We start from the raw sequence: 19,693 nt of genomic DNA, 5'->3' as shown, positions 1-19,693 counted from the left end.
AAAGATCGTGTTTTTTAAAAATTAAAAAAATATACACAGAAAAAAATATTTAATGGAAATTTACAAAGATTTATCAAATCCAGCTTCAAAAGAATTCGAAAAACTACTTAACAGCCAACTGTCAAAAATCCAAATTGAAGAAGGTAAAATTATAGAGGGTAAAATTAATAAAATTACTGACAAATTTGTTTTCTTGTTTGTAGAAGGTTTGAAAAGTGAACCTGTTATTGATGTGAACGAACTTAAAAGCATGGATCTTGCTGACAAAATTAAAGTTGGAGAAACAATTCCTGTATTGTTAGAAAAAATTGAGGATAAAAATGGTGAAATATTAGTTTCGGCCTCTAAAGCACAAAAAATAAAAGGTTGGGATAAATTAGTTGAGGCTTATGAAAAAAATGAACCGATTATGGGAAAAATTACATCTAAGTGTAAAGGTGGGTGCATAGTCGAACATATAGAAACTGGTTCCTTAATGTTTTTACCTGGTTCACAGATTAGTGATAAGCCTCTAAAAGATATTAGTCATTTAATGAATGAACCACAAAAATTTGCTTTGATCAAATTAGACAAAGTAAGAGGCAATGCTTGTGTTTCAAGAAAAGAAATTATTTCATCTTTTAAAAAAGAGGATAAAGCTAAAATTATAGAAAAATATAAAGTTGGAGATATTATTAAAAATGCTGAAGTAAAAGGATATAGCTCATTTGGTTGTTTCTTTAACGTTAATAATGAATTAGATGTTTTAGTTCACTTACAAGAAATTTCTTACTCTAGAGTTAATCATCCTGACGAGGTATTTAACATAGGTGAGAAACATGATTTAAAAGTAATTACAGTAGACAAAGAAAAACTTCAAGTTGGGTGCTCTGTTAAACAACTCTCTCCGGATCCCTTTGAACATATTCAAAATTATGAGTTAAATAAAATTTATAAAGTAAAAGTTGTTAAACTAATGGACTTTGGTGCATTTTGCGAATTGGAACCAGGTCTTACAACTCTGCTTCACTCAAGTGAACTTAGCTGGACTAAAAAAAATGTTTCTTCAAAAAAAATGTTTAAAGTTGGTGATGAAATTGATTGTGTCATTACAGAAATCGATAAAGAGAAAAGACGTGTTGCAATTTCTCATAGATTAACTCAAGATAACCCTTATGAAATATTTGAAACTAATTATCCAGTTGGAACAATAGTTGAGGGAGAAGTTATAAATAAAAATGAATACTCGTTATTTGTAAAAGTGGAAGATTTAGATATTGATGCATTTTTACATTGTAATGATTTAACTTATTTAAATAACAGTGAAGAGGAATTAGAAAAATATAAAAAAGGTGACAAAATAAAAGTTAAAGTTCTTGAAATTAAAACTTCAGAGCAAAAAATTAGAGTTGGACTTCGACAAACCCAAGCAGATCCTTTTGATTGGTTTAAAGATAAATCTAAAAATCAAACAATTACAGTTAAAGTAATCTCTACTGATAACAAAGGTTTAACAGTTAGACCGGAAGGTTGTGAAATGGATTTTCAAATTAAAAAATCAGCCATTGCTGTTAATGCTGCTGATGCAAGACCAAACAGGTGGACAGGTGGTGAAAAACTTGACTGTGCAATAGCTGACATAGATTTTCCAAAAAGAAAAGTGACTTTAAGCATTAAGTTGTTAGAAGAAATTGAGAAGAAAGAAGCTTTAGAAAAATATGGGTCTGAAGACTCGGGTAAAAATTTACCTTTCTCATCACTTTCTGAGGATTTGAAGAAAAAAGAAGAAAAAGAATAAAAAAGATTTAAAAAATTGGCTATTGTAAAATCAAAGCTTTTAAAACAACTCTCAGATAACTACCCAAATTTTCTAAAAAAAGATCTCAACAAATTTATCAATATAATTTTAGGAGAAATTAAACGAGCACTTAAAAAAGGTGAGAGAGTTGAACTTAGGGGTTTTGGTGTATTTTCAACAAATATTCAAAAAGCTCGTATATCCAGAAACCCAAAAACAGGTGAGAAAGTAAATACGCCAGAAAAAAAAACAATTCACTTTAAAATGTCAAAAGACTTATTTAAAAAATTAAACAATGAAAAATAAAAAAATTTTTGTTGCTTGCGATACATCTAGTTTAAGCGAAATAAAAAAAATTATAAATCAAACACAGACAAACAAACTTAAAATTATTCCAAAATTTGGTCTACAATTTTTTTACTCTAAAAATGGAAGAAAATTTTTAGAAAAATATAATAAAGACTTTTGGTTAGATCTAAAAATTAACGATATCCCACAAACTGCATTATCTGCAGTAGATAGTTTAAAAGATTTAAAAAGATGTAAATACATAACGGTCCATTCAAATGGTGGGCTTAAGATGTTAAAAGAAATCAAGAAAAAAGCTAAATCAATTAATAAAAATTTAAAAATTCTTGGAGTTACAATTCTTACAAGCCTTGACAATAAATCTCTCAAAGAAATAGGATACACAAAGTCTGTAAAAGAATTAGTATTAAAACAAGCTGGTCTTATACAAAAATCGGGGTGTGATGGAATAGTTTGCTCAGCGAACGAAGCTAAAATAGTTAGAAAGAAACATAAAAAATTATTTATTGTTACCCCTGGAATTAGATTGCCTGGCGATAGTGCCAATGATCAGTCAAGAGTGATGACTCCCAATAACGCATTTAAAAATAAAGTATCAGGAATTGTGCTCGGCAGATCATTAATTAAAGGAAATATTAAAAATAATATTCAAAGATTAATTGACCACATAAATAGATGATCACAAGGTCTAAAATCTGTGGCGTCTCAGATCTTGATACACTTAAATTTATAATCAATCATCCTTATCCACCTCAATTTGTTGGTTTCATTTGTAACTATAAAAAAAGTTCAAGATATGTTGAAGTTGAAAAGCTAAACGAATTATTAAAACTAGATAAAAAGAATTCTAACTTTGTAGCAGTACTTGTAAAACCAGATAAAGATATTTTGGAAAAAATTAAACACCTTCCTTTTGATTATTATCAAATTTATGACTGCACAGCTAAAGAAATAAAAGAAATTAAGCAAAAGTATAATAAGAAAATTATTACTGCTCTCACTATTAAAGATGAAACAGATATTAAAAAATATCAATTATTTTCTGAAGTAACTGATATTTATTTATTTGATAGCAAGGGTTATGAGAAAAGTATGGGTTTTGATCATACACTTATTGAAAAAATAAAGATTAATAAACCATTAATGATAGCAGGAAACATTCAGGTGAATGATAATCTTGAAAAATATAAAAAAATAGCAGATATTATAGATATATCTGGGGGTCTTGAGACCTCTGGGGTGAAAGATAAATCCAAAATAGATATATTTTTAAAAAAAGTAGAGCAGGTACAAAATGAAACTTAAAAAAGGAGTTCCTTTAATTGATCAGCACGATCGATACGGATTTTGGGGAGGAAAATTCGGAGGAAGCTTTATTCCTGAAACTTTAAAAAAACCTGTAGAAGATTTAACAAATGAGTTCAAGAAACTTAGAAAAGATAAAAAATTTTTAAAAAAAAGAGATTTTTATTTTAAAAATTATATTGGAACTCCTACTTCATTTGTAAAATTAGACAATTTAACAAATCATTTAGGTGGTGCTCAGATTTGGGCAAAGGTTGTCTCCGAGGCTAATGGAGGGGCTCATAAAATTTACAATGCAACTGTTCATGCACTTATTTGTAAAGCAATGGGTAAGAAGTATATCGTTGGTGATACTGGAGCTGGGTATGCAGGTAAAATGCTTAGTATGGCAGCTAAAAAATTTGGCCTCAAATGTAAAATATTTATGGGGGCAAAAGATATTAAAAGACAAAAACCTAACTGTGATGCAATGAGAAAAAATGGAGCTGAAATAGTTCCAGTTTATTCAGGCAGTCAAACACTAGTGGATGCCGTTAGTGAGTGTATGAGATATTGGGTGTCTAATTGTGATAACACTCATATGTGTGTTGGAAGTACTGTTGGTCCAAATATATTTGTTAAAATTTGTGGTTGGAGTACAGCACAAATCTCTAGAGAATTAAAAGTACAATTAAAATCAGAATTTAAAAAACTTCCAAATAAGATTAAACTTATCAACTGCGTTGGTGGAGGAAGCTCTGCTTATGGTTTTTGGAGTGAATTTATTGACTACGACAGAAAAAAAATTGAATTAATTGGTGTTGAAGCTGGTGGACCTAAAAAATCAAAGCTTCATGCAGCACCATTAAGCCAAAATGCTAAAATTGGAATTTTACATGGAGCAGCATCTTATCTTTGTCAAAATAGCGAAGGGCAAATTAATGATACAGAGTCTATTAGTGCCGGATTAGATTATCCAGGTGTTAGCCCTATTCATTGTTTTTTAAAAGATACTAAAAGAGCAAGATACACTTATGCAACAGATGAGGATGCCCTCAAAGCACATGTAATGGTTACAAAATATGAAAATTTAAATCCAAGTTTAGAACCTAGTCATGCATTTGCAGAAGCTATTAGAATTGCACCTAAATTAAGTAAAGACACGATCATCATTGTTAATTCTTGTGGGGACGCAAAAAAAGATCGTGATATTTTAAGAGAAAGATTAGGTAAAAAATAATGACTTCTTTATTAAGTAAAGCATTTCAAAATGCAAAAAATGAAAATAGACCGGCACTACTTACTTATACTGTTGCAGGTGATAACACTAAAAAGAAATCAATAGAGATACTTAAATCAATTTCTAATTATGCGGATATCTGTGAACTAGGATTTCCTCACAACACTCCAATTGCTGATGGTGGCCAAATTCAAACTAGCGCATATAGAGCAATTAAAAACGGAATAAAAATTAATGATGTTTTTTCAATAGCAAAAGATTTTAAAAAATCAAAAAAAAATAAACCAATTATTTTGATGGGTTATTATAATATGATCTTTCAATATAATGAAAATAAATTTTTAGATAAATGTAAAAAAGTAAAAGTTGATGGTTTAATAGTAGTAGATCTTCCTTATCCTGAAAATAAAAAATTTGCTGCTAAATGTAAAAAAAGAGGAGTTAACTTTATTCAATTAGTTTCTCCAACCACAACTTCGATAAGATTAAAAAAAATCATCAAAGACTCCCATGATATGGTCTATTACATCAGTATGCTATCAACTACCGGAGGAAAACTAAAAGTTTCTCCTAAAAAAATACTTGAAAGATACAGCAAAATTAAAAATCAAAACAAATCTAAGAATGTTGTTATTGGATTCGGAATTACAGAAAAAACAATAAAATCTCTAAAAAAAGCTGATGGATTGGTGGTTGGAAGTGCAATTTGTAAAGAAATTTCAGACTCAATTAATAAAAGACAAAATCCTGTCACAAATGTTACTAATATAGTTAAAAGATTAAAAAATAAGATTAAATGAATTGGATTACAAAAATAATAAAAGCAGGTGAAAAAATAAAAACTGCTTTTCATGAACGAGCTACAAAAGAAGATATTGCAAAAAGTGATTGGACAAGCTGTTGTAGAGGTCCAATTCTTAAAAAAGATTTAGAACAAAACTTATGGGTTTGCCCAGATTGCAACAAACATCATAGAATTAAACCAAGACAAAGATTTGATATTTTGTTTGGTAAAAATAATTATGAGGTATTTAAGACGCCTATACCAAAAGATGATCCTTTAAACTGGACAGACTCAAAACCCTACAAAGAGAGATTAAAAAATGCTCGTAAAAAAACAGGGATGGAGTGTGGAATGATGGTTACTTGTGGAACCATCAATAATATTAAAATTACTGCAGTTGCGTCTGACTTTGATTTCCTAGGTGCTTCTATGGCCGCTGCTGAAGGAGAAGCTTTTTTATATGGAATTCAACATGCTATAGAAAACAAAACTCCTTTTTTATGCATTAGTGCGGGGGGAGGAATGAGAATGATGGAAAGTTTAATTTCACTCTCTCAAATGACTAGAACAACCCTTGCAATTAATGAATTAAAGAAAAATGGTTTACCATATTTGGTATGCATTACGGATCCAACGGCAGGTGGTATCACAGCTTCTTATGCAATGTTGGGCGATATTCATATTGCTGAACCTGGTGCATTAATTGCTTTTGCGGGTGCAAGAGTTATTCAAGGAACCGTTAAAGAAGAATTACCTGAGGGTTTTCAAAAAAGTGAATATGTGGAAAAAACAGGTTTTGTTGATTTGATTGTTGAGCGTAAATATCTTGCATTCAAAATAGGAACTTTATTATCAATACTCTTAAAGCAAAATTCTGTTATAAATTCTGAGCAAAATGAAACTTCGGAAGATAGTCAGTCGCTTACAAGAGCTGCATCCTAAAGAAATAGATTTAAATTTAGATCGTATACAAAATCTCTGTCAAAAATTAGGAAACCCCCAACACAAACTCAAAGCAATTTCAATTGTAGGGACAAATGGAAAGTACTCAACCATTCAAGCGATGTTTGCTATTCTAAAAGAGGCAAACATTAAATGTAATATCTACACTAGCCCTCATATCAAGAGTATCAATGAAAGGTTTGTATTTAATAACCAAGAAATCAATGATGAAGAGTTAGCAAATTTGTTTGAAGAAATTGAAAACGCTAATAACAATGAACCTATTACTTTTTTTGAGATATTAACTGCAGCTTATTTTTTAAAAGCTTCTCAATATCCAGATAATATCAACTTAATAGAAACTGGCCTATTTCATAGATTTGACGCAACAAATATCCTTAAAGATAATCTGGCTAGTGTTGTAACTTCTATTGGTCTTGATCATTTAGATTGGCTACCTGAAAGCGAGAAAACTATTGAAAAAATTATATTTGAGAAAACTTCGTCACTTTTAAATTCAAATATTATAGTTGCAAAACAAAGTTCTAGAGAAATTTCAGAAAGTATAAAAAAAACAATATTAAATAATAGTTCAAATAAGTTTTTTCATAATGAAAATTATAGTTTTACAATGAAAGAAAATAATTTCTTTTATTATGAGGATCAATTGGGTGGAATAAAATTACCAATGCCAAATGTTAAGGGCCAATTTCAATTAGAAAATATCTCAACTGCAATCGCAACGTTAAGAGCTACAAAAGATTTTAATATTAAGGATGAACATATTCAACAAGGAATTACAAAAATAAATAGTATTGCAAGATTACAGGAAATAAAGTCTGGTAAACTCAAAGAACTTACAAAAAATCATCAATTATTTGTTGATGGTTCACATAATCCTTTAGGGGCAAAAGTATTAAATGAATATTTAGAAAGTTTAAATTGCAATAAGCACATCATCTTAGGAATGATGGCTAATAAAGATCATAACGAATTTATGAGTTACTTTATGAATGTTAAAACCTTAACTACTATTGATATTCCTAATCAGCCAAATTCAATTAAAGGAAAAGATCTAAAAGATAAGCTAAATAACTTCAAGAATATCAATTATAAAGAAAGTATAGAGGAAGCAATTAGGTCAATTCCTGTCAAGGAAAACGACATTATCCTAATTACTGGATCTCTTTATCTTGCTGGAGAAGTATTAAATTTAAATTAGATATTTTTATCTAAAAATTCTTTCATATGACTTTCGGGAACTCCACCAACTTTTCTATCTACTTCAACACCTTTTTTGTAAATAATAACTGTCGGTACACCTCTAATTCCCGCTGCACTTCCAGTATTAATTCCACCATCTTCAATATCTGCATAATAAAAACCAGCCCTATCTTTATATTCATCAGATAATTTATCCATTACTGGTTTTAGTGCCTTACATGGGCCACACCACTCAGCTGAAAACTGAATGACTGAAATATCCTCATTTTTAATTTTAGTATCAAAATCTTCGTCTTTAAAATTTGTAAGCATATATCTTTTCTATTAATTAGAGCCTTAAAGTCAACTAGGAAATTTCATATTTTTTTTCTATAGACATAATAAATTCATTTATTTCATCTAATTTTTTTAGTTCTTCTTCATCGTCTCTATTAGATGCCTGATCTCTTAAGGTATCAATTTCTTGGTAAGCCATTCCTATAGTTTGCCACTTTTCTCTATTTTTACTCAAAATTCGTCTAGCAATTTCACTTTTTATATTTTTATATAAATCTGGTGGCAAGATATGTGGTGCTTCTTGATAAATAATTTTTTGCCCAAACCAACTACATCTTTTGTCTTGAAACTTATCCAACATTCTTAATTTATCTTCCCAAGAAGAACTATGCCAAGTTTTAAACAATTGGGTATCTATATTAGGAATAAATTTCTCATATAAAGTTTCCTCTGGTAATAGATCTTCCTGGGTTTGAGTTTGAGCTTTTTCTTCAGCGGCCTCTCTATTAATAATTTGAATATTTTTACAAAAATTTTCACTATTTCTAACCATTTTTGCTCTTTTCTGGATTGTTTCTAAATCTAAGTCAGCATATGCCTTCTCTTTTAATGCAAACTTTTTATCAAGAACTACAGGAGCTTTGTTGGTTTTGATTACTCTAAGTGCTTTAGGACTAAACTTTTTTAAATAAACTTTAAGATCATTTATTGATAAATTTAACAAAGGTTCAGGATCTCTTCTTAAATCAAATAAATATCCCCAAGATGCATATGATGGATGAAAACAATGATCTGAATGTAATGTAGAGACAAGATACATCATATTTTTTCCCTTAACATTTTCGAAAATTGAATAAATCCCCTCACTTTTTAAGATAGTTTCAACACTATTTTTTGTAGATGTACTTAAAAAATTTTCCCAATTGTCTTTATGTTTATCTTTTATAATTCGAAGAATTTTTAAGCTTGTGAACGCATCATGATAAGCTGTGTGTTGTTGAGATGTATCAAAACCTTGTTGTCTAGCTAAACCCTCTAGAGCAAGACTTTCATTGCCTGCTTCTGTTAATTCAGTCTTTAATGTTTCAGGATTCAAGGTTTGAGCTACTCTTGCAACATGTAAACCATCATGTTCTTTATTGGGTGATGAGTGTGTAATGTATGGATATCTGTTCCCTTTAAAAAAATTAAAATGAAACATTCTTCTGTCAAAATTTAAATTACTCCAACCCATAAACAATGCTGGGCCAGCTTTTGAGAAAAAGTTTTCGACAGCTCCTAAAAAATCGTAATGCGAATAATTTCCTTTGGTAAGTAAATCAATACTTGTTGAATTAACCAATAAGGCCTTTGCGCTTGGAACCTCACCTTCAGGCATTCTGCCACGAATATTAAGCTTACCAATTTCTTTTAAGTTTTTATCGACAACTACCGCACCTACTTCAATTATTGAGCCCCAAATTGTGCTATTTGTTGTTTCTGTATCGTAAATTACTATTTTATCCATAAAATCCTAAGTTAAATCCGATAGCTCGTTAAATTTTTTTAATCTTCCCAAAAACAAATTTTGATAAACAATTAAATCATGCCCTTGAATTTTAAACTCTTGGAATAATTTATCTACTGTGCAAACCAAAATTACACAAGAAGTGATATTGGAGTTATACACAATGTTATGTGCTAATGAATATGCGCTTGTTTGAAGAAGCCATGAATCTATATACTCAGCTTTTTTGGGTTTATTACTTTGTTTAAAATCAATTATTGTTTCTTTTCCTTCATACACTCCAACACAATCAGCGGTACCTGCATACTTCTCTGGGTAATAAAGTGTGCATTCAACTCCCCAAATTTCATCTAATCTATTTTTTAATCCTTTTTCTATAATCTCTTTGGCCATTAATTTGTATTGTTCATTATCTTCAAAAAAACTTAAATTTTCTCTTCCAAGTAAATAAGACTCTAAATAGTTGTGCATTTGAGATCCTCTGCTACTTGCTGCTCTTGTAATTGCTTCAGCTTCTTTTTGCCCAGTTCTTTCTCTCCAATTTGCTAATGCTGCTTTATCTTCTTCAGATCGAGTTGCATCTAAAATTGAAGTAACACTTGGTAATTTTGTTTCCCCTAATAAGTATCTTCTAATGCCATCAACTGTTGCTCTTGATGATTTTGGATAATCATATTTTTGATTCCACTGCATGAGATTTCTTATAGACGTTATTAAGGAAAAAAAGAAATTAATTTTTAAGCTGCCTATTTCGTTCAACAAATTTTTCTACATTTTCAGTTTGTAAAGCTTTCTCAACCTGCTCGGGATCTTTAATATTTTCTAAGGTTCTTGAAATTGATCTTGCATCCGTTCCAAATTTATCAACAACTCCCATAGCATCTTCTAATTTTTTTCTAAGAACTATAATGTTGTCAAAATGTTTAGAAAATCTTGTACTGATTGTTTTTAAATGATTATAAATTTCCGTTGCACCTTTTTGTACCTTCAATGATTGAAATCCCATATGTAAAGACTGTAAGTAGGCAGAAAGGGTATTAGGTCCACATATTACAACTTTATATTTTTTCATTAACTCTTGAGTTAATAATTCTTTTGTACTTGGATCTTGGTATTCAGTTAACTCTTTGTATAAACTTTCTGTAGGAGCATATACGATTGCAAAATCAGTAGTTTTTGGTGGAACAATATATTTTTCATTAACACTTTTAGCTTTTGCTTTAAACGCTGAGGCTAATTTTGCTCTAGCATCTGCTACAGCCCTTTTATCTTCCGCGTCATGACCATCGGTAATTGCTTTGAATTTTTCTACTGGAAAATGACTATCAACAGGAACTAAAACATCTCCTTGAAGCTTTATTGCAAATTCAACATTTTCACTGGTGTCCTCTTTCATTTTAACATTTGTCATGAATTGAGAGGCTGGTAGCAAATCTTTAATTAGAGCATCTAAGCTAAATTCTGCAAGAGTTCCATATTTCTTAACTCCAGCTAAAATTTTAGTTATCCCCTCTTGGCTTTGATTTAATAGTTGAACTTGTTGATTAAAATTACCAACCTTTTCCTCTACCTTAGTTAAAGTTTCAGTCATATCTTTAGTAACCCCAGTTGATAGATTATTAAAGGAAGTCGACATTGCGCCAAGTGAGCTATTGATTGTAGTATTTAAGGTATCTTTTAAACTTGATATTTCTGATTTTAAATTAGCTATTTCCTCAGCTTCTTTGTTTTCATTTTCATCTTTTGGCTTAGTTTTTAAATTTAGATAAAGAATAGCTAAAACGCCACCTAATAACAAAACTAGTAAAATTAACAATATATTATCCATGATTCTAATTTTTTATTTTATCGTAAATATTTGATTAATGTATTTAAATATTTAAAAATACTTTATGGAACTAATTTTAGTATTAAAAATATTCTTTATTATATGTGTTATTGTTGCACTTTATGCAATTATTAGAAATCTAGATATTATCAAAATTATACTAATTTATTGGAAAGACTTAATTTTTAGAAAGTAATTTTACTATTTTTTTAAGACCCATTTTATTATTGGATGACTTAGAAATCATCATGCAAGCCTCTGATCTTAATATTTCTCCATCCTTTAAAATACGTAGATTGTTTGCTTTTAACGTTTCTCCGGTAGAAGTAATATCTGTAATTATTTCCGATGAGCCTGTAAAAGGATAAGCTTCAGTTGCACCCAAACTATCAATTAATTTGAATTGGGTAACGCCCTTTGAAAACAAAAATTCCCTTGTTAAGTTTGGATATTTTGTTGCAACCCTTAATCTTTTCTTTTTCTTATCTTTAAATTCAAATGCAATTTCTTCTAAATCTGCAACTGTTTGTACATCTATCCATGGATCTGGAATTGCAACTACTAATGTAGCCTTACCAAAATCATATCTTTTTAAAACATTAATTTTCTTTTGAGTGTTAATTTCACTTTCCTTTAATAAATCAAAGCCTGAAAAGCCTATGTCCAAAGATCCGTCTCCAAGTCTTTCGATGATCTCTCTTGCATGAAGATATAAAATCTTAATATTTTTAAATTGTTTTATAGATCCTAAAAGATCTCTTTCTCCTCTTTCAGAAATGAGATTTAATTTATTTTTTTTAAAAATATTTAAAATATTTTTTCTAAGTCTACCTTTGCTTGGAATTCCAATATTTAAAATATTTTTTGTCATTAGTAATTTAAATTTAAAGCAGCACCTACTGCTGGAGTTTGTTTTTTTGATCCTAAGTCCGAAATTAGACCATCATAACGACCACCATTAATAATATTTTTTAATGAGTTTTTAGATTTAATATCAATTTTAAAAACCATTCCGGTGTAATATTCTAATTGTCTTCCAAAGGATGCTGAAAATACTACATTTAATTTTGAAACCTTATTATTAGAGATTGGAAAATATTTTTGATCTACAGCTAGATTTATTTTGTTTTTTTTAAAAAATTTATTTAATTCAATTGCTGCTTTATTTATGGGACATTTAATTTTTAAGAAATCTTTAATTATTTTTGAAACATTCTTTCCTTTACTAGCTCTTCTAGGATCTTTTATTTTCTGATCAAACCTTTTTAATATTTCATTAATTGTTCTTCCTGCAACAATATTTGATAAATCCTCTTTAAGCATTTTCACGTAACGCTTTTTATCTATTTCTACAATTGTTGGATCAACATCTGAATTAGTTTCTAATCTTTTTAATAAATCATTAAAATATTCTTCTCTCCAGAAGTGTCTGGCTAATCTTAGCTTCCATCTCTTTGGAATATCCATTTTTGAAATTAACAAATTAAATATTTCAACATTTCCAATAGTTAGTGTTCCTGAAGAATATTTGATATTTTGAAGTGATTTAAGAGATGTATTTATAATTTCTTTATCGTCATTTTTCTCATCCTTAGATCCTAAAATTTCAAATCCAATTTGATTTCTAATGATTGAGTCTTTTTTGTTTTGTGATTTTCGATAAGCTTGACCACTGTAAAAAATTTTTTCCTTACCTTTTAAATTATTTTCCAAATACCTTAAACAAGATGCAATTGTTAAATCTGGTCTTAAACACAACTCGCTTCCATTCTGATCAGTAAAGGAGAAGATAAACTTTCTAAAATTTTCTCCTGATCTTTGAACAATGTGATTAGCCTCAATTACTGAAGGTAAATCAATATATTTAAAACCCTTAGATTTTACTGATCTAAGGATGTTTTCAGATAAGTTTTTTGACTTCATCGATTAAATTTTCTTTTGAAAATGTTTTATTGTTTTCACCCTTAACACCTTTAAGACTTTTTATAGTGACTGTATTTTCATTAAATTCATTTTCACCACATATTATTGCAACATCCAACTTACGTTTATTTGCTAATGTTAATTGCTTGCCTAAATTTTTCTTGGTATCTAAAAATATTTCAGCATTAATATTATTATTTCTTAAAAGATCTAAAATTTCATAGTAATTTTTAAGATATTTTTCATCCATTACACAAACTAAAACTGGTTTTTGATTATCTACTTTTACTTGATCTAATTGAATTAAAGCAAATAACAATCGATCAACTCCAAAACTAATTCCAGTGCCTGGAATATCCACACCTTTAAATCTCGAAATTAATTTTGCATAGGCTCCTCCAGAACAAATACTGCCTATATCGACCTCTTTGCCTTTGTTATTTGTGACTTTAAAATTTAGATTTGTTTCAACAATGAAATCTGAATAATAAGCCAATCCCCTAACAATTGTAAAATTTGTTTTGACCTGATTTAAATTTGAACTGTAACTCAATACTTCAAATACTTGTTCTAATTCCTTTATACCTTCTTGAGACAATGGATTTTTTAATGTTTCTTTTAATACTTTTAAATCTTTAATTTTCAGAAAATTAAGTATTTCAGATGCTTGTTCATCGTTTAAATCTGCACCCTTAGTGACTGCACCACTTATATCTTTTCTTTCTTTTTTAAGTAGATCTTCAACACCTTTTAAACCAAAACCTGGTTTATCTAATTTATCAATTGCCCTAATTACTTTTACTTGTTTTTCTTCTGATATTTTTAAATCATCAATTAATCCTTGAACTATTTTTCTGTTGCTAATGTTAATTGTAAATTGATCTTTTTTTAGACCACAATCTAACAAAGTACTTGATATTAAATTGCAAAGCTCCGCATTTGCTTGCGCAGGATTAACATTTCCAACGATATCAAAATCTGCTTGCATGAATTCTCTGTACCTTCCGTTACCAGCCTTTTCATTTCTAAAGACATTTTGAATAGCATACCTTTTAAAGATTGATGGAAGCTCTTGATTATTTTGAGCAACGAATCTAGCTAGTGGGCTTGAAAGATCATACCTAAGAGTAATGCTTTTTTCTCCATCCTGAAATGAGAATACATCAGACATAGGATTAGCTTCATCTTCTGCCAAAAAAGATCCTATATTTTCACTTATCTCAAACGAAGGGGTTTCCAGAGCCTCTGCTCCAAATTTAATAAAATTATTCTCAATAGCTTTTAAAAGCTTTTTTTTGAGAAGAAGTTTTTTATCCCAACGATCTTCAAATCCTGAAGGTAATCCAGGAATTAATTTTTTTTCTTTATTCATTTTTTGGTACCCGGGCTGAGAGTCGAACTCAAACTTAAAGTTCCACAAACTTCCGTGCTAACCATTACACCACCCGGGCTTATCCTCTTTGTTTTTATCTTATTTTATGTGGATTTAAAATTATAATATAAATAAATAGCCTACTGGCTATGGAAACAGTTTCTATGAGTACTTCTAAAAGTCTTTCTGTATGTAATATTTATATTCATGAGCAGTCTTTTAGACAAAAAAAATTAATATTCAAGGTCTAAATAGAAAAAGGACGTTTATCTATTTGATAGATAAAACGCCCTTTTAAATAATTTCTAAATTAGTCTATTTTTTTTAAATTAACTGCAGAAGGACCTTTGGGACCATCTTCTAAAGTGAACTCAAGTTTATCACCTTCATTTAAATATCTCAGACCAGCTGCTTTGCAAGCGCTGGCATGTACAAACGCGTCTTTCTCTTTGTCATCTCTTTCGATAAACCCATAACCCTTCTTCCCATTGTACCATTTTATTTTTCCAGTTAATGTTGTAGTCATCTTATTCTTAGTCCTTTTGTTATTTATTATCTCTTAAAGTTAATTTCTTTTAAGATTATTTCAAGATGAAACTTTGTGGTGGTGGCTGAGGAAGGATTCGCACCTCCGACACAAGCCTTTTCAGGGCTCTGCTCTACTCCTGAGCTACTCAGCCTTATTTATCCCCTAAAGATTATTCTTCCTTTAGTAAGATCGTAAGGTGTCATTTCAACTGTCACATTATCACCTTGGAGAACTCTAATTCTGTTTTTTCTTAACTTACCAGCTGTATGGGCAGTAACGGTATGTCCATTTTCTAATTTTACTCTAAACATAGCGTTCGGAAGTAGGTCTATCACTGTACCTTTAAATTCCAGTAAGTCTTGTTTTGACAAATTTATTTTCTCCTTATTCGTTTTACTACAGATTGAGCGTGTCCAACCAACCCTTCGTAATTTGCAAGTGTTATAACTGATGGTCCAAGACTTTCAATACCCTTTTTTGATAAGTTTATGTATGAAATTCTTTTATAAAATTCATTTACACTTATGCCGCTTGAGTATTTGGCAGAACCATTAGTTGGCAACACATGGTTTGATCCAACATTATAATCAGTCATTGCCATCACTGCATATTTTCCTAAACATATTGATCCTGAATTTTTTATTTTTGGAACTAACGATTTATAATTTTTAATATTTAATTCTAAATGTTCTGGTGCAATTTTATTTATAACACTTATTATTTTAGCCTCTGAAGAAATATACATAAGAATTCCATTATTAATTAAGCTTCTTTTTGCAACAGAAGCTCTTGGAATTTCTTTTAATTGTTTAGTAATTTCAATTTTTACTTTATCTAGTAAATCTTTATCTTTTGAAATCAAAATACATTGTGCAAGAATATCATGTTCAGCTTGTCCAATTAAATCACTTGCAACCCACTCAGGATTTGAGAATTTATCACAAACGACAGTCACTTCTGAAGGACCTGCGGTCATACCTTCAATTCCAACAACACCAAAAACTTCTTTTTTTGCAGCCGCAACATATGCGTTTCCTGGACCAACTATTTTATGAACTTTTTTAATTTTTTTAGTCCCATAAGATACTGCTGCAATAGCAGAAGGTCCCCCGATAGAATAAATTTCTTGTATTTTGCATTTTTTTGCGGCGTATAATACGGCTGGATTTTGTTTTCCTTTATGACCTGGATTAATCATAACTATTCTCTTAACACCCGCTACAATTGCTGGAATAGCATTCATCAATACACTCGATGGGTATGAAGCAGTAGAACCAGGAACATAAATTGCAACAGACTCCAAAGGTACGTATTTATATTCAAGTTTGTTTTTTAATTTATCTGTATAAGAAATATTTTTAAATTTTTGAAGTGAATGAAATTTATAAATTCTATTATAAGCCGTATCGATTGCTTTCTTTACTTTTTTATCAAGTGAATTTATGGATTTTTTTATTTGTTTTGTGCTTGGAATAATTATGTTGTTTTGATTAAATCTTTTCTCGTATTTTAATAATGCTTTATCACCATTTTTTTTAACATCTTTAATTATATTTGTTACAGAGACAGAGTCTGATTGAATTTTTTTTTTTCTCTGTAAGAGCAAATTCTCTAATAATTTATCAAAATTTTTACTTTTACTATTTAGTATCTTCATATTATTTAATTTCACTTTGATCCTCTAATCTTGCTTCAATAGTTTCTGTGGTTAAAGCAATATGAGCATTGTTATTAAAAATAAGATTTATTTCATAAACATCATTATTTTTCAAATAATCTATACCTATTAGTTCTAAAACTATTTCTTGATTTGATTGATCAATGTTCTTTGATCTTACTTTATCAACAAAATCAAACCTACAAATGCTATTGATTTTTTTATCTACCTGATCGCTTTCAATCTTAGTTCTTTCAATTGATAATAAAAAAACCTTATTGGATGCGAGATATTTTATATCTGCAATTTTAACCTTAGCCCCTGAACTACAAGCTGAAATCATCTGTAACCCTTCTTGGTCACTTGCTATAATTTTTGCTAAATATTTATTCACTATTTTAATCTTTTAATTTTAACACCTATTTTTTTTAATTTGTTTTCTATTTTTTCATAACCTCTATCTAAGTGATAAATTCTGTTAATATATGATTTACCATTAGAAACTATAGCTGCTAGAACCAAAGCAACAGAAGCTCTTAAATCACTAGACATTAATTCAGCGCCAATGAATTTAGTATTTCCTTCTATCGTAGCAGTATTATTTTTAATATTTATTTTTGCTCCCAGTCTTTGTAATTCTGCAACATGCATAAATCTATTTTCAAAAATACTTTCGGTTATTGAACTTTTGCCAACTGCTTTGCACATTAAAACCATCAATTGTGCTTGAAGGTCTGTTGGAATACCTGGAAATTCTTTAGTTTTAATGCTTTTTATGGATTTTATTTTTTCAGGTCCTTTAATTAAGATTTTATTTTCACTAGTTTTAATTTTAGCACCAACTTTTTTTAGTAATTTTATTTCTGTACCAATAATTTTAGGATTTAAATTATTTATTTGTAAATTACCTTTCGCAAGTGTTGCAGCTACACAAAATGTGCCTGCTTCTATTCTATCAGCCATTACAGAATATTCAGTTTCATGTAAAGAATTTACACCTATAATTTTACAAACTCTTCCTGTCCATTTTATTTTCGCTCCAGCTTTATTTAAAAAATTTGTAAGATCTTTAATCTCAGGTTCTATTGCACAATTTTTTAAAACTGTTTTTCCTTTTGCTAAACATGCTGCTATTATAGAATTTTCAGTTGCCCCAACACTTATCTTTGGAAAATTTACAGTTGTTCCGCTAAGTTTTCCTTTTGATTTTGCTAAAATATATCCATCTTTTAGTTCATATTTCATCCCAAGTTTTTTTAATGCTGTTAGATGATAATTAACTGGTCTAGCACCAATTAAACACCCTCCAGGTAAAGAGATTTTAGATTTATGGTGTTTTGAAATAAGTGGACCTAAAACCAAAATAGAACCACGCATTGTTTTGACTAAAGAATAACTAGCAAAAGTTTTCATATTTTTTTTATTTATAATTTTTGCTGTTTTTTTATCTCTTGATAAAAATATTTTAGAACCAAGAGACTTTAATAAATTTAACATTGTATTAATGTCTCTAACTCTTGGTAAATTTTTGATAACAACAGGTTTATCAAATAATAATGTTGCAGCTAAAATTGGGAGAGATGCATTCTTCGAACCTGAAATTGAAACATTGCCCTTGATTTTACAAGGGCCATTAATCAGAAATTTATCCATAAATTACTTTTTAATTTTAGCAACTTGAATTGTAGTTTGACCCTGATATTTACCGTTCTTTGATTTATAAGTTGTTTCTGGCTGAGTATCTGATTTAAAAAATAAAAATTGTGCTATTCCTTCATTTGAATAGATTTTTGCAGGATTAGGTGTTGTATTACTTAGCTCAATTACAATATTGCCCTCAAATTCATTTTCAATTGGAGTAACATTACAAATAATTCCTGTCCTTGCATAAGTGCTTTTTCCAACACAAATACATAAAACATCTTTTGGTATTCTAAAATATTCTACTGTTTTAGCTAAAACGAATGAATTTGGTGGGATAATACAATGTGGTCCTTTTCGTTCTATAAAGTTATCATCAGAAAAATTCTTTGGATCAACTAAAGAACTATTAACATTGGTAAAAATTCTATATTCATCTGAGATTCTTACATCATATCCCATACTACTTAATCCATAAGAAATTTTACCTTCGGAAACTTGATGATCCAAAAATGGCTCTATCATATTGTGCTCTTTACACATTTTTTTTATCCAAGAATCAGGTTGAATTGACATTATTTATTTTTCTTTTTATTTTTTTTTTGGAAAATTTTTCTTTTCTTCAAATTTTTTCTAAGCGCCAAGCTTAAACGCTCATTTTTTTCTTTTGAACTCATTCTTTATCTGGGTTAGTCAGGAAATCTAAAGAAATTGGTTTATTAGGATCTAGTACAGGTGCTTTTTCCTCTTCTTTTTTTTGGCCCTCTTTAGCTAAACGTTTAGCTTTTTTTTCAGCAAGCTTTCTCTCCCTTTTAGCTTGCTTTTCCATAAGCTTATTACCTTTAGTTGATTTGTAGTCGTAATGAATTCCCATAACATTTTCCTAAAATAGATATAAATCATATTCATCAAAAAATTAAGGCAATAATTTGAAAAAAATGCTTTATTATCAATAAAATACAATTTGTCTCTAAGCTCCTGTAGTTAAATGGTATAACAAGTCATTGGTAATGACTAGTTCCCTGGTCAGTACAGGGTGGGAGCACCACTAATTTCTATAAAAAAACTTTCTCAAAAATATTGTAATCAGAATTAAAATAAAGAAAGCTGAAATAGGAATATATATATCAGGTGAAAATATTATATCAGTTATTCCTGGCACTTCAGCATTTTGGTCTATAATTTTTTCTAATCCACTACCAATAGAAACTGCTAAAAAAATTTGAGGAATTATTCCAATCAATGTAGCAAAGAAAAAATTTATAACCTTAACATTAAATAAGGTTGGTAAGAGACAGCTCAGCTGCCAAGGTATACCACCTATAAAACGGTAAATTAATAAATTAGATAAACCAGGTTTTGGTTTAAAAGGTGTTGAAGATCTACTTAAAAAAGAAAGA

Annotated in this window: 22 protein-coding genes, 2 tRNA genes and 1 pseudogene; 8 read left to right on the top strand and 17 right to left on the bottom strand. The window is 29.3% G+C overall.

Annotation, left to right across the window (positions count from 1 at the left end; all coding sequences use genetic code 11):
• Positions 1–52 precede the first annotated feature (52 nt).
• Genes AMN81_RS04320 through AMN81_RS04285 form a run of 8 tightly spaced genes read left to right on the top strand, consistent with a single transcriptional unit; the run spans position 53 to position 7,558 of the window.
• Complete coding sequence (locus AMN81_RS04320; RefSeq protein ID WP_072090865.1) at positions 53–1,777, top strand: S1 RNA-binding domain-containing protein; 1,725 nt, start codon at positions 53–55, stop codon at positions 1,775–1,777.
• 15 nt (positions 1,778–1,792) lie between these two features.
• Positions 1,793–2,083, top strand: a complete 291-nt coding sequence (locus AMN81_RS04315; RefSeq protein WP_023854382.1) for an HU family DNA-binding protein — start codon at positions 1,793–1,795, stop codon at positions 2,081–2,083.
• Positions 2,073–2,765: an orotidine-5'-phosphate decarboxylase gene (gene pyrF / locus AMN81_RS04310; protein ID WP_072090864.1), complete on the top strand. Its 693-nt coding sequence runs from the start codon at positions 2,073–2,075 to the stop codon at positions 2,763–2,765. The genes AMN81_RS04315 and pyrF overlap by 11 nt, the downstream gene beginning before the upstream one ends.
• Positions 2,762–3,391 (top strand): phosphoribosylanthranilate isomerase, encoded by a 630-nt coding sequence (locus AMN81_RS04305; protein WP_072090863.1) that lies wholly within the window; start codon positions 2,762–2,764, stop codon positions 3,389–3,391. The genes pyrF and AMN81_RS04305 overlap by 4 nt, the downstream gene beginning before the upstream one ends.
• On the top strand, positions 3,381–4,610 hold the full coding sequence (locus AMN81_RS04300; RefSeq protein WP_023854385.1) for a tryptophan synthase subunit beta: 1,230 nt from the start codon (positions 3,381–3,383) through the stop codon (positions 4,608–4,610). The genes AMN81_RS04305 and AMN81_RS04300 overlap by 11 nt, the downstream gene beginning before the upstream one ends.
• Positions 4,610–5,410: a tryptophan synthase subunit alpha gene (gene trpA, locus AMN81_RS04295; protein ID WP_080986910.1), complete on the top strand. Its 801-nt coding sequence runs from the start codon at positions 4,610–4,612 to the stop codon at positions 5,408–5,410. Before AMN81_RS04300 ends, trpA begins: the two co-directional genes overlap by 1 nt.
• A complete protein-coding gene (locus AMN81_RS04290) occupies positions 5,407–6,336 on the top strand; it encodes an acetyl-CoA carboxylase carboxyltransferase subunit beta (RefSeq protein ID WP_072090861.1) in 930 nt (309 codons plus the stop codon). Before trpA ends, AMN81_RS04290 begins: the two co-directional genes overlap by 4 nt.
• Entirely contained in the window at positions 6,290–7,558 is a 1,269-nt protein-coding gene (locus AMN81_RS04285; RefSeq protein WP_072090860.1) for a bifunctional folylpolyglutamate synthase/dihydrofolate synthase, read from the top strand. Before AMN81_RS04290 ends, AMN81_RS04285 begins: the two co-directional genes overlap by 47 nt.
• Here the strand turns inward: AMN81_RS04285 and AMN81_RS04280 are convergent.
• From AMN81_RS04280 to AMN81_RS06390, 17 genes and pseudogenes are all read right to left on the bottom strand, one after another.
• Positions 7,555–7,872 (bottom strand): thioredoxin family protein, encoded by a 318-nt coding sequence (locus AMN81_RS04280; protein WP_023854389.1) that lies wholly within the window; start codon positions 7,870–7,872, stop codon positions 7,555–7,557. The genes AMN81_RS04285 and AMN81_RS04280 overlap by 4 nt on opposite strands.
• Before the next feature lie 34 nt (positions 7,873–7,906).
• Positions 7,907–9,343 carry an exodeoxyribonuclease I gene (locus tag AMN81_RS04275; protein WP_072090859.1) on the bottom strand — a complete coding sequence of 479 codons (1,437 nt, stop codon included), beginning with the start codon at positions 9,341–9,343 and terminating at the stop codon, positions 7,907–7,909.
• 6 nt (positions 9,344–9,349) lie between these two features.
• On the bottom strand, positions 9,350–10,036 hold the full coding sequence (locus AMN81_RS04270; RefSeq protein WP_072090858.1) for a hypothetical protein: 687 nt from the start codon (positions 10,034–10,036) through the stop codon (positions 9,350–9,352).
• Positions 10,037–10,073: 37 nt separating this feature from the next.
• Positions 10,074–11,171 carry a DNA recombination protein RmuC gene (locus tag AMN81_RS04265; protein ID WP_072090857.1) on the bottom strand — a complete coding sequence of 366 codons (1,098 nt, stop codon included), beginning with the start codon at positions 11,169–11,171 and terminating at the stop codon, positions 10,074–10,076.
• Between the two features lie 178 nt (positions 11,172–11,349).
• Positions 11,350–12,042, bottom strand: coding sequence for an ATP phosphoribosyltransferase (gene hisG, locus AMN81_RS04260; RefSeq protein ID WP_072090856.1), 693 nt, complete (start codon positions 12,040–12,042; stop codon positions 11,350–11,352).
• Complete coding sequence (locus tag AMN81_RS04255) at positions 12,042–13,094, bottom strand: ATP phosphoribosyltransferase regulatory subunit (RefSeq protein ID WP_072090855.1); 1,053 nt, start codon at positions 13,092–13,094, stop codon at positions 12,042–12,044. The genes hisG and AMN81_RS04255 overlap by 1 nt, the downstream gene beginning before the upstream one ends.
• Positions 13,072–14,466 (bottom strand): histidine--tRNA ligase, encoded by a 1,395-nt coding sequence (gene hisS, locus AMN81_RS04250; RefSeq protein WP_072090854.1) that lies wholly within the window; start codon positions 14,464–14,466, stop codon positions 13,072–13,074. Before hisS ends, AMN81_RS04255 begins: the two co-directional genes overlap by 23 nt.
• Positions 14,467–14,470: 4 nt before the next feature.
• A tRNA-His gene (locus AMN81_RS04245) sits at positions 14,471–14,545 on the bottom strand.
• Between the two features lie 231 nt (positions 14,546–14,776).
• The gene (locus AMN81_RS04240; RefSeq protein WP_072090853.1) at positions 14,777–14,992 is read right to left on the bottom strand and encodes a cold-shock protein; all 216 of its coding nucleotides are present in this window, start codon (positions 14,990–14,992) and stop codon (positions 14,777–14,779) included.
• Between the two features lie 79 nt (positions 14,993–15,071).
• Positions 15,072–15,146, bottom strand: a tRNA-Phe gene (locus AMN81_RS04235).
• A gap of 4 nt (positions 15,147–15,150) precedes the next feature.
• The gene (gene infA, locus AMN81_RS04230) at positions 15,151–15,366 is read right to left on the bottom strand and encodes a translation initiation factor IF-1 (RefSeq protein WP_023854397.1); all 216 of its coding nucleotides are present in this window, start codon (positions 15,364–15,366) and stop codon (positions 15,151–15,153) included.
• Between the two features lie 2 nt (positions 15,367–15,368).
• Positions 15,369–16,652, bottom strand: coding sequence for a histidinol dehydrogenase (gene hisD, locus AMN81_RS04225; RefSeq protein ID WP_072090852.1), 1,284 nt, complete (start codon positions 16,650–16,652; stop codon positions 15,369–15,371).
• Between the two features lies 1 nt (position 16,653).
• Positions 16,654–17,046 (bottom strand): DUF2948 family protein, encoded by a 393-nt coding sequence (locus AMN81_RS04220; RefSeq protein ID WP_256998227.1) that lies wholly within the window; start codon positions 17,044–17,046, stop codon positions 16,654–16,656.
• The gene (gene murA, locus AMN81_RS04215) at positions 17,046–18,305 is read right to left on the bottom strand and encodes a UDP-N-acetylglucosamine 1-carboxyvinyltransferase (protein WP_072090851.1); all 1,260 of its coding nucleotides are present in this window, start codon (positions 18,303–18,305) and stop codon (positions 17,046–17,048) included. The genes AMN81_RS04220 and murA overlap by 1 nt, the downstream gene beginning before the upstream one ends.
• A gap of 3 nt (positions 18,306–18,308) precedes the next feature.
• Complete coding sequence (gene dcd / locus AMN81_RS04210; protein ID WP_023854401.1) at positions 18,309–18,869, bottom strand: dCTP deaminase; 561 nt, start codon at positions 18,867–18,869, stop codon at positions 18,309–18,311.
• Between the two features lie 97 nt (positions 18,870–18,966).
• A complete protein-coding gene (locus AMN81_RS04205) occupies positions 18,967–19,167 on the bottom strand; it encodes a hypothetical protein (RefSeq protein WP_072090850.1) in 201 nt (66 codons plus the stop codon).
• Positions 19,168–19,341: 174 nt separating this feature from the next.
• Positions 19,342–19,693: pseudogene (locus AMN81_RS06390) on the bottom strand (VTT domain-containing protein); the annotation flags it as partial.

The sequence above is a fragment of the Candidatus Pelagibacter communis genome, from assembly GCF_001179845.1.
Classification (GTDB): Bacteria; Pseudomonadota; Alphaproteobacteria; order Pelagibacterales; family Pelagibacteraceae; genus Pelagibacter; species Pelagibacter ubique_Q.
The sequence above is the reverse complement of the archived record's forward strand: the minus strand, read 5'-3'. Positions and strand labels throughout refer to the sequence as shown.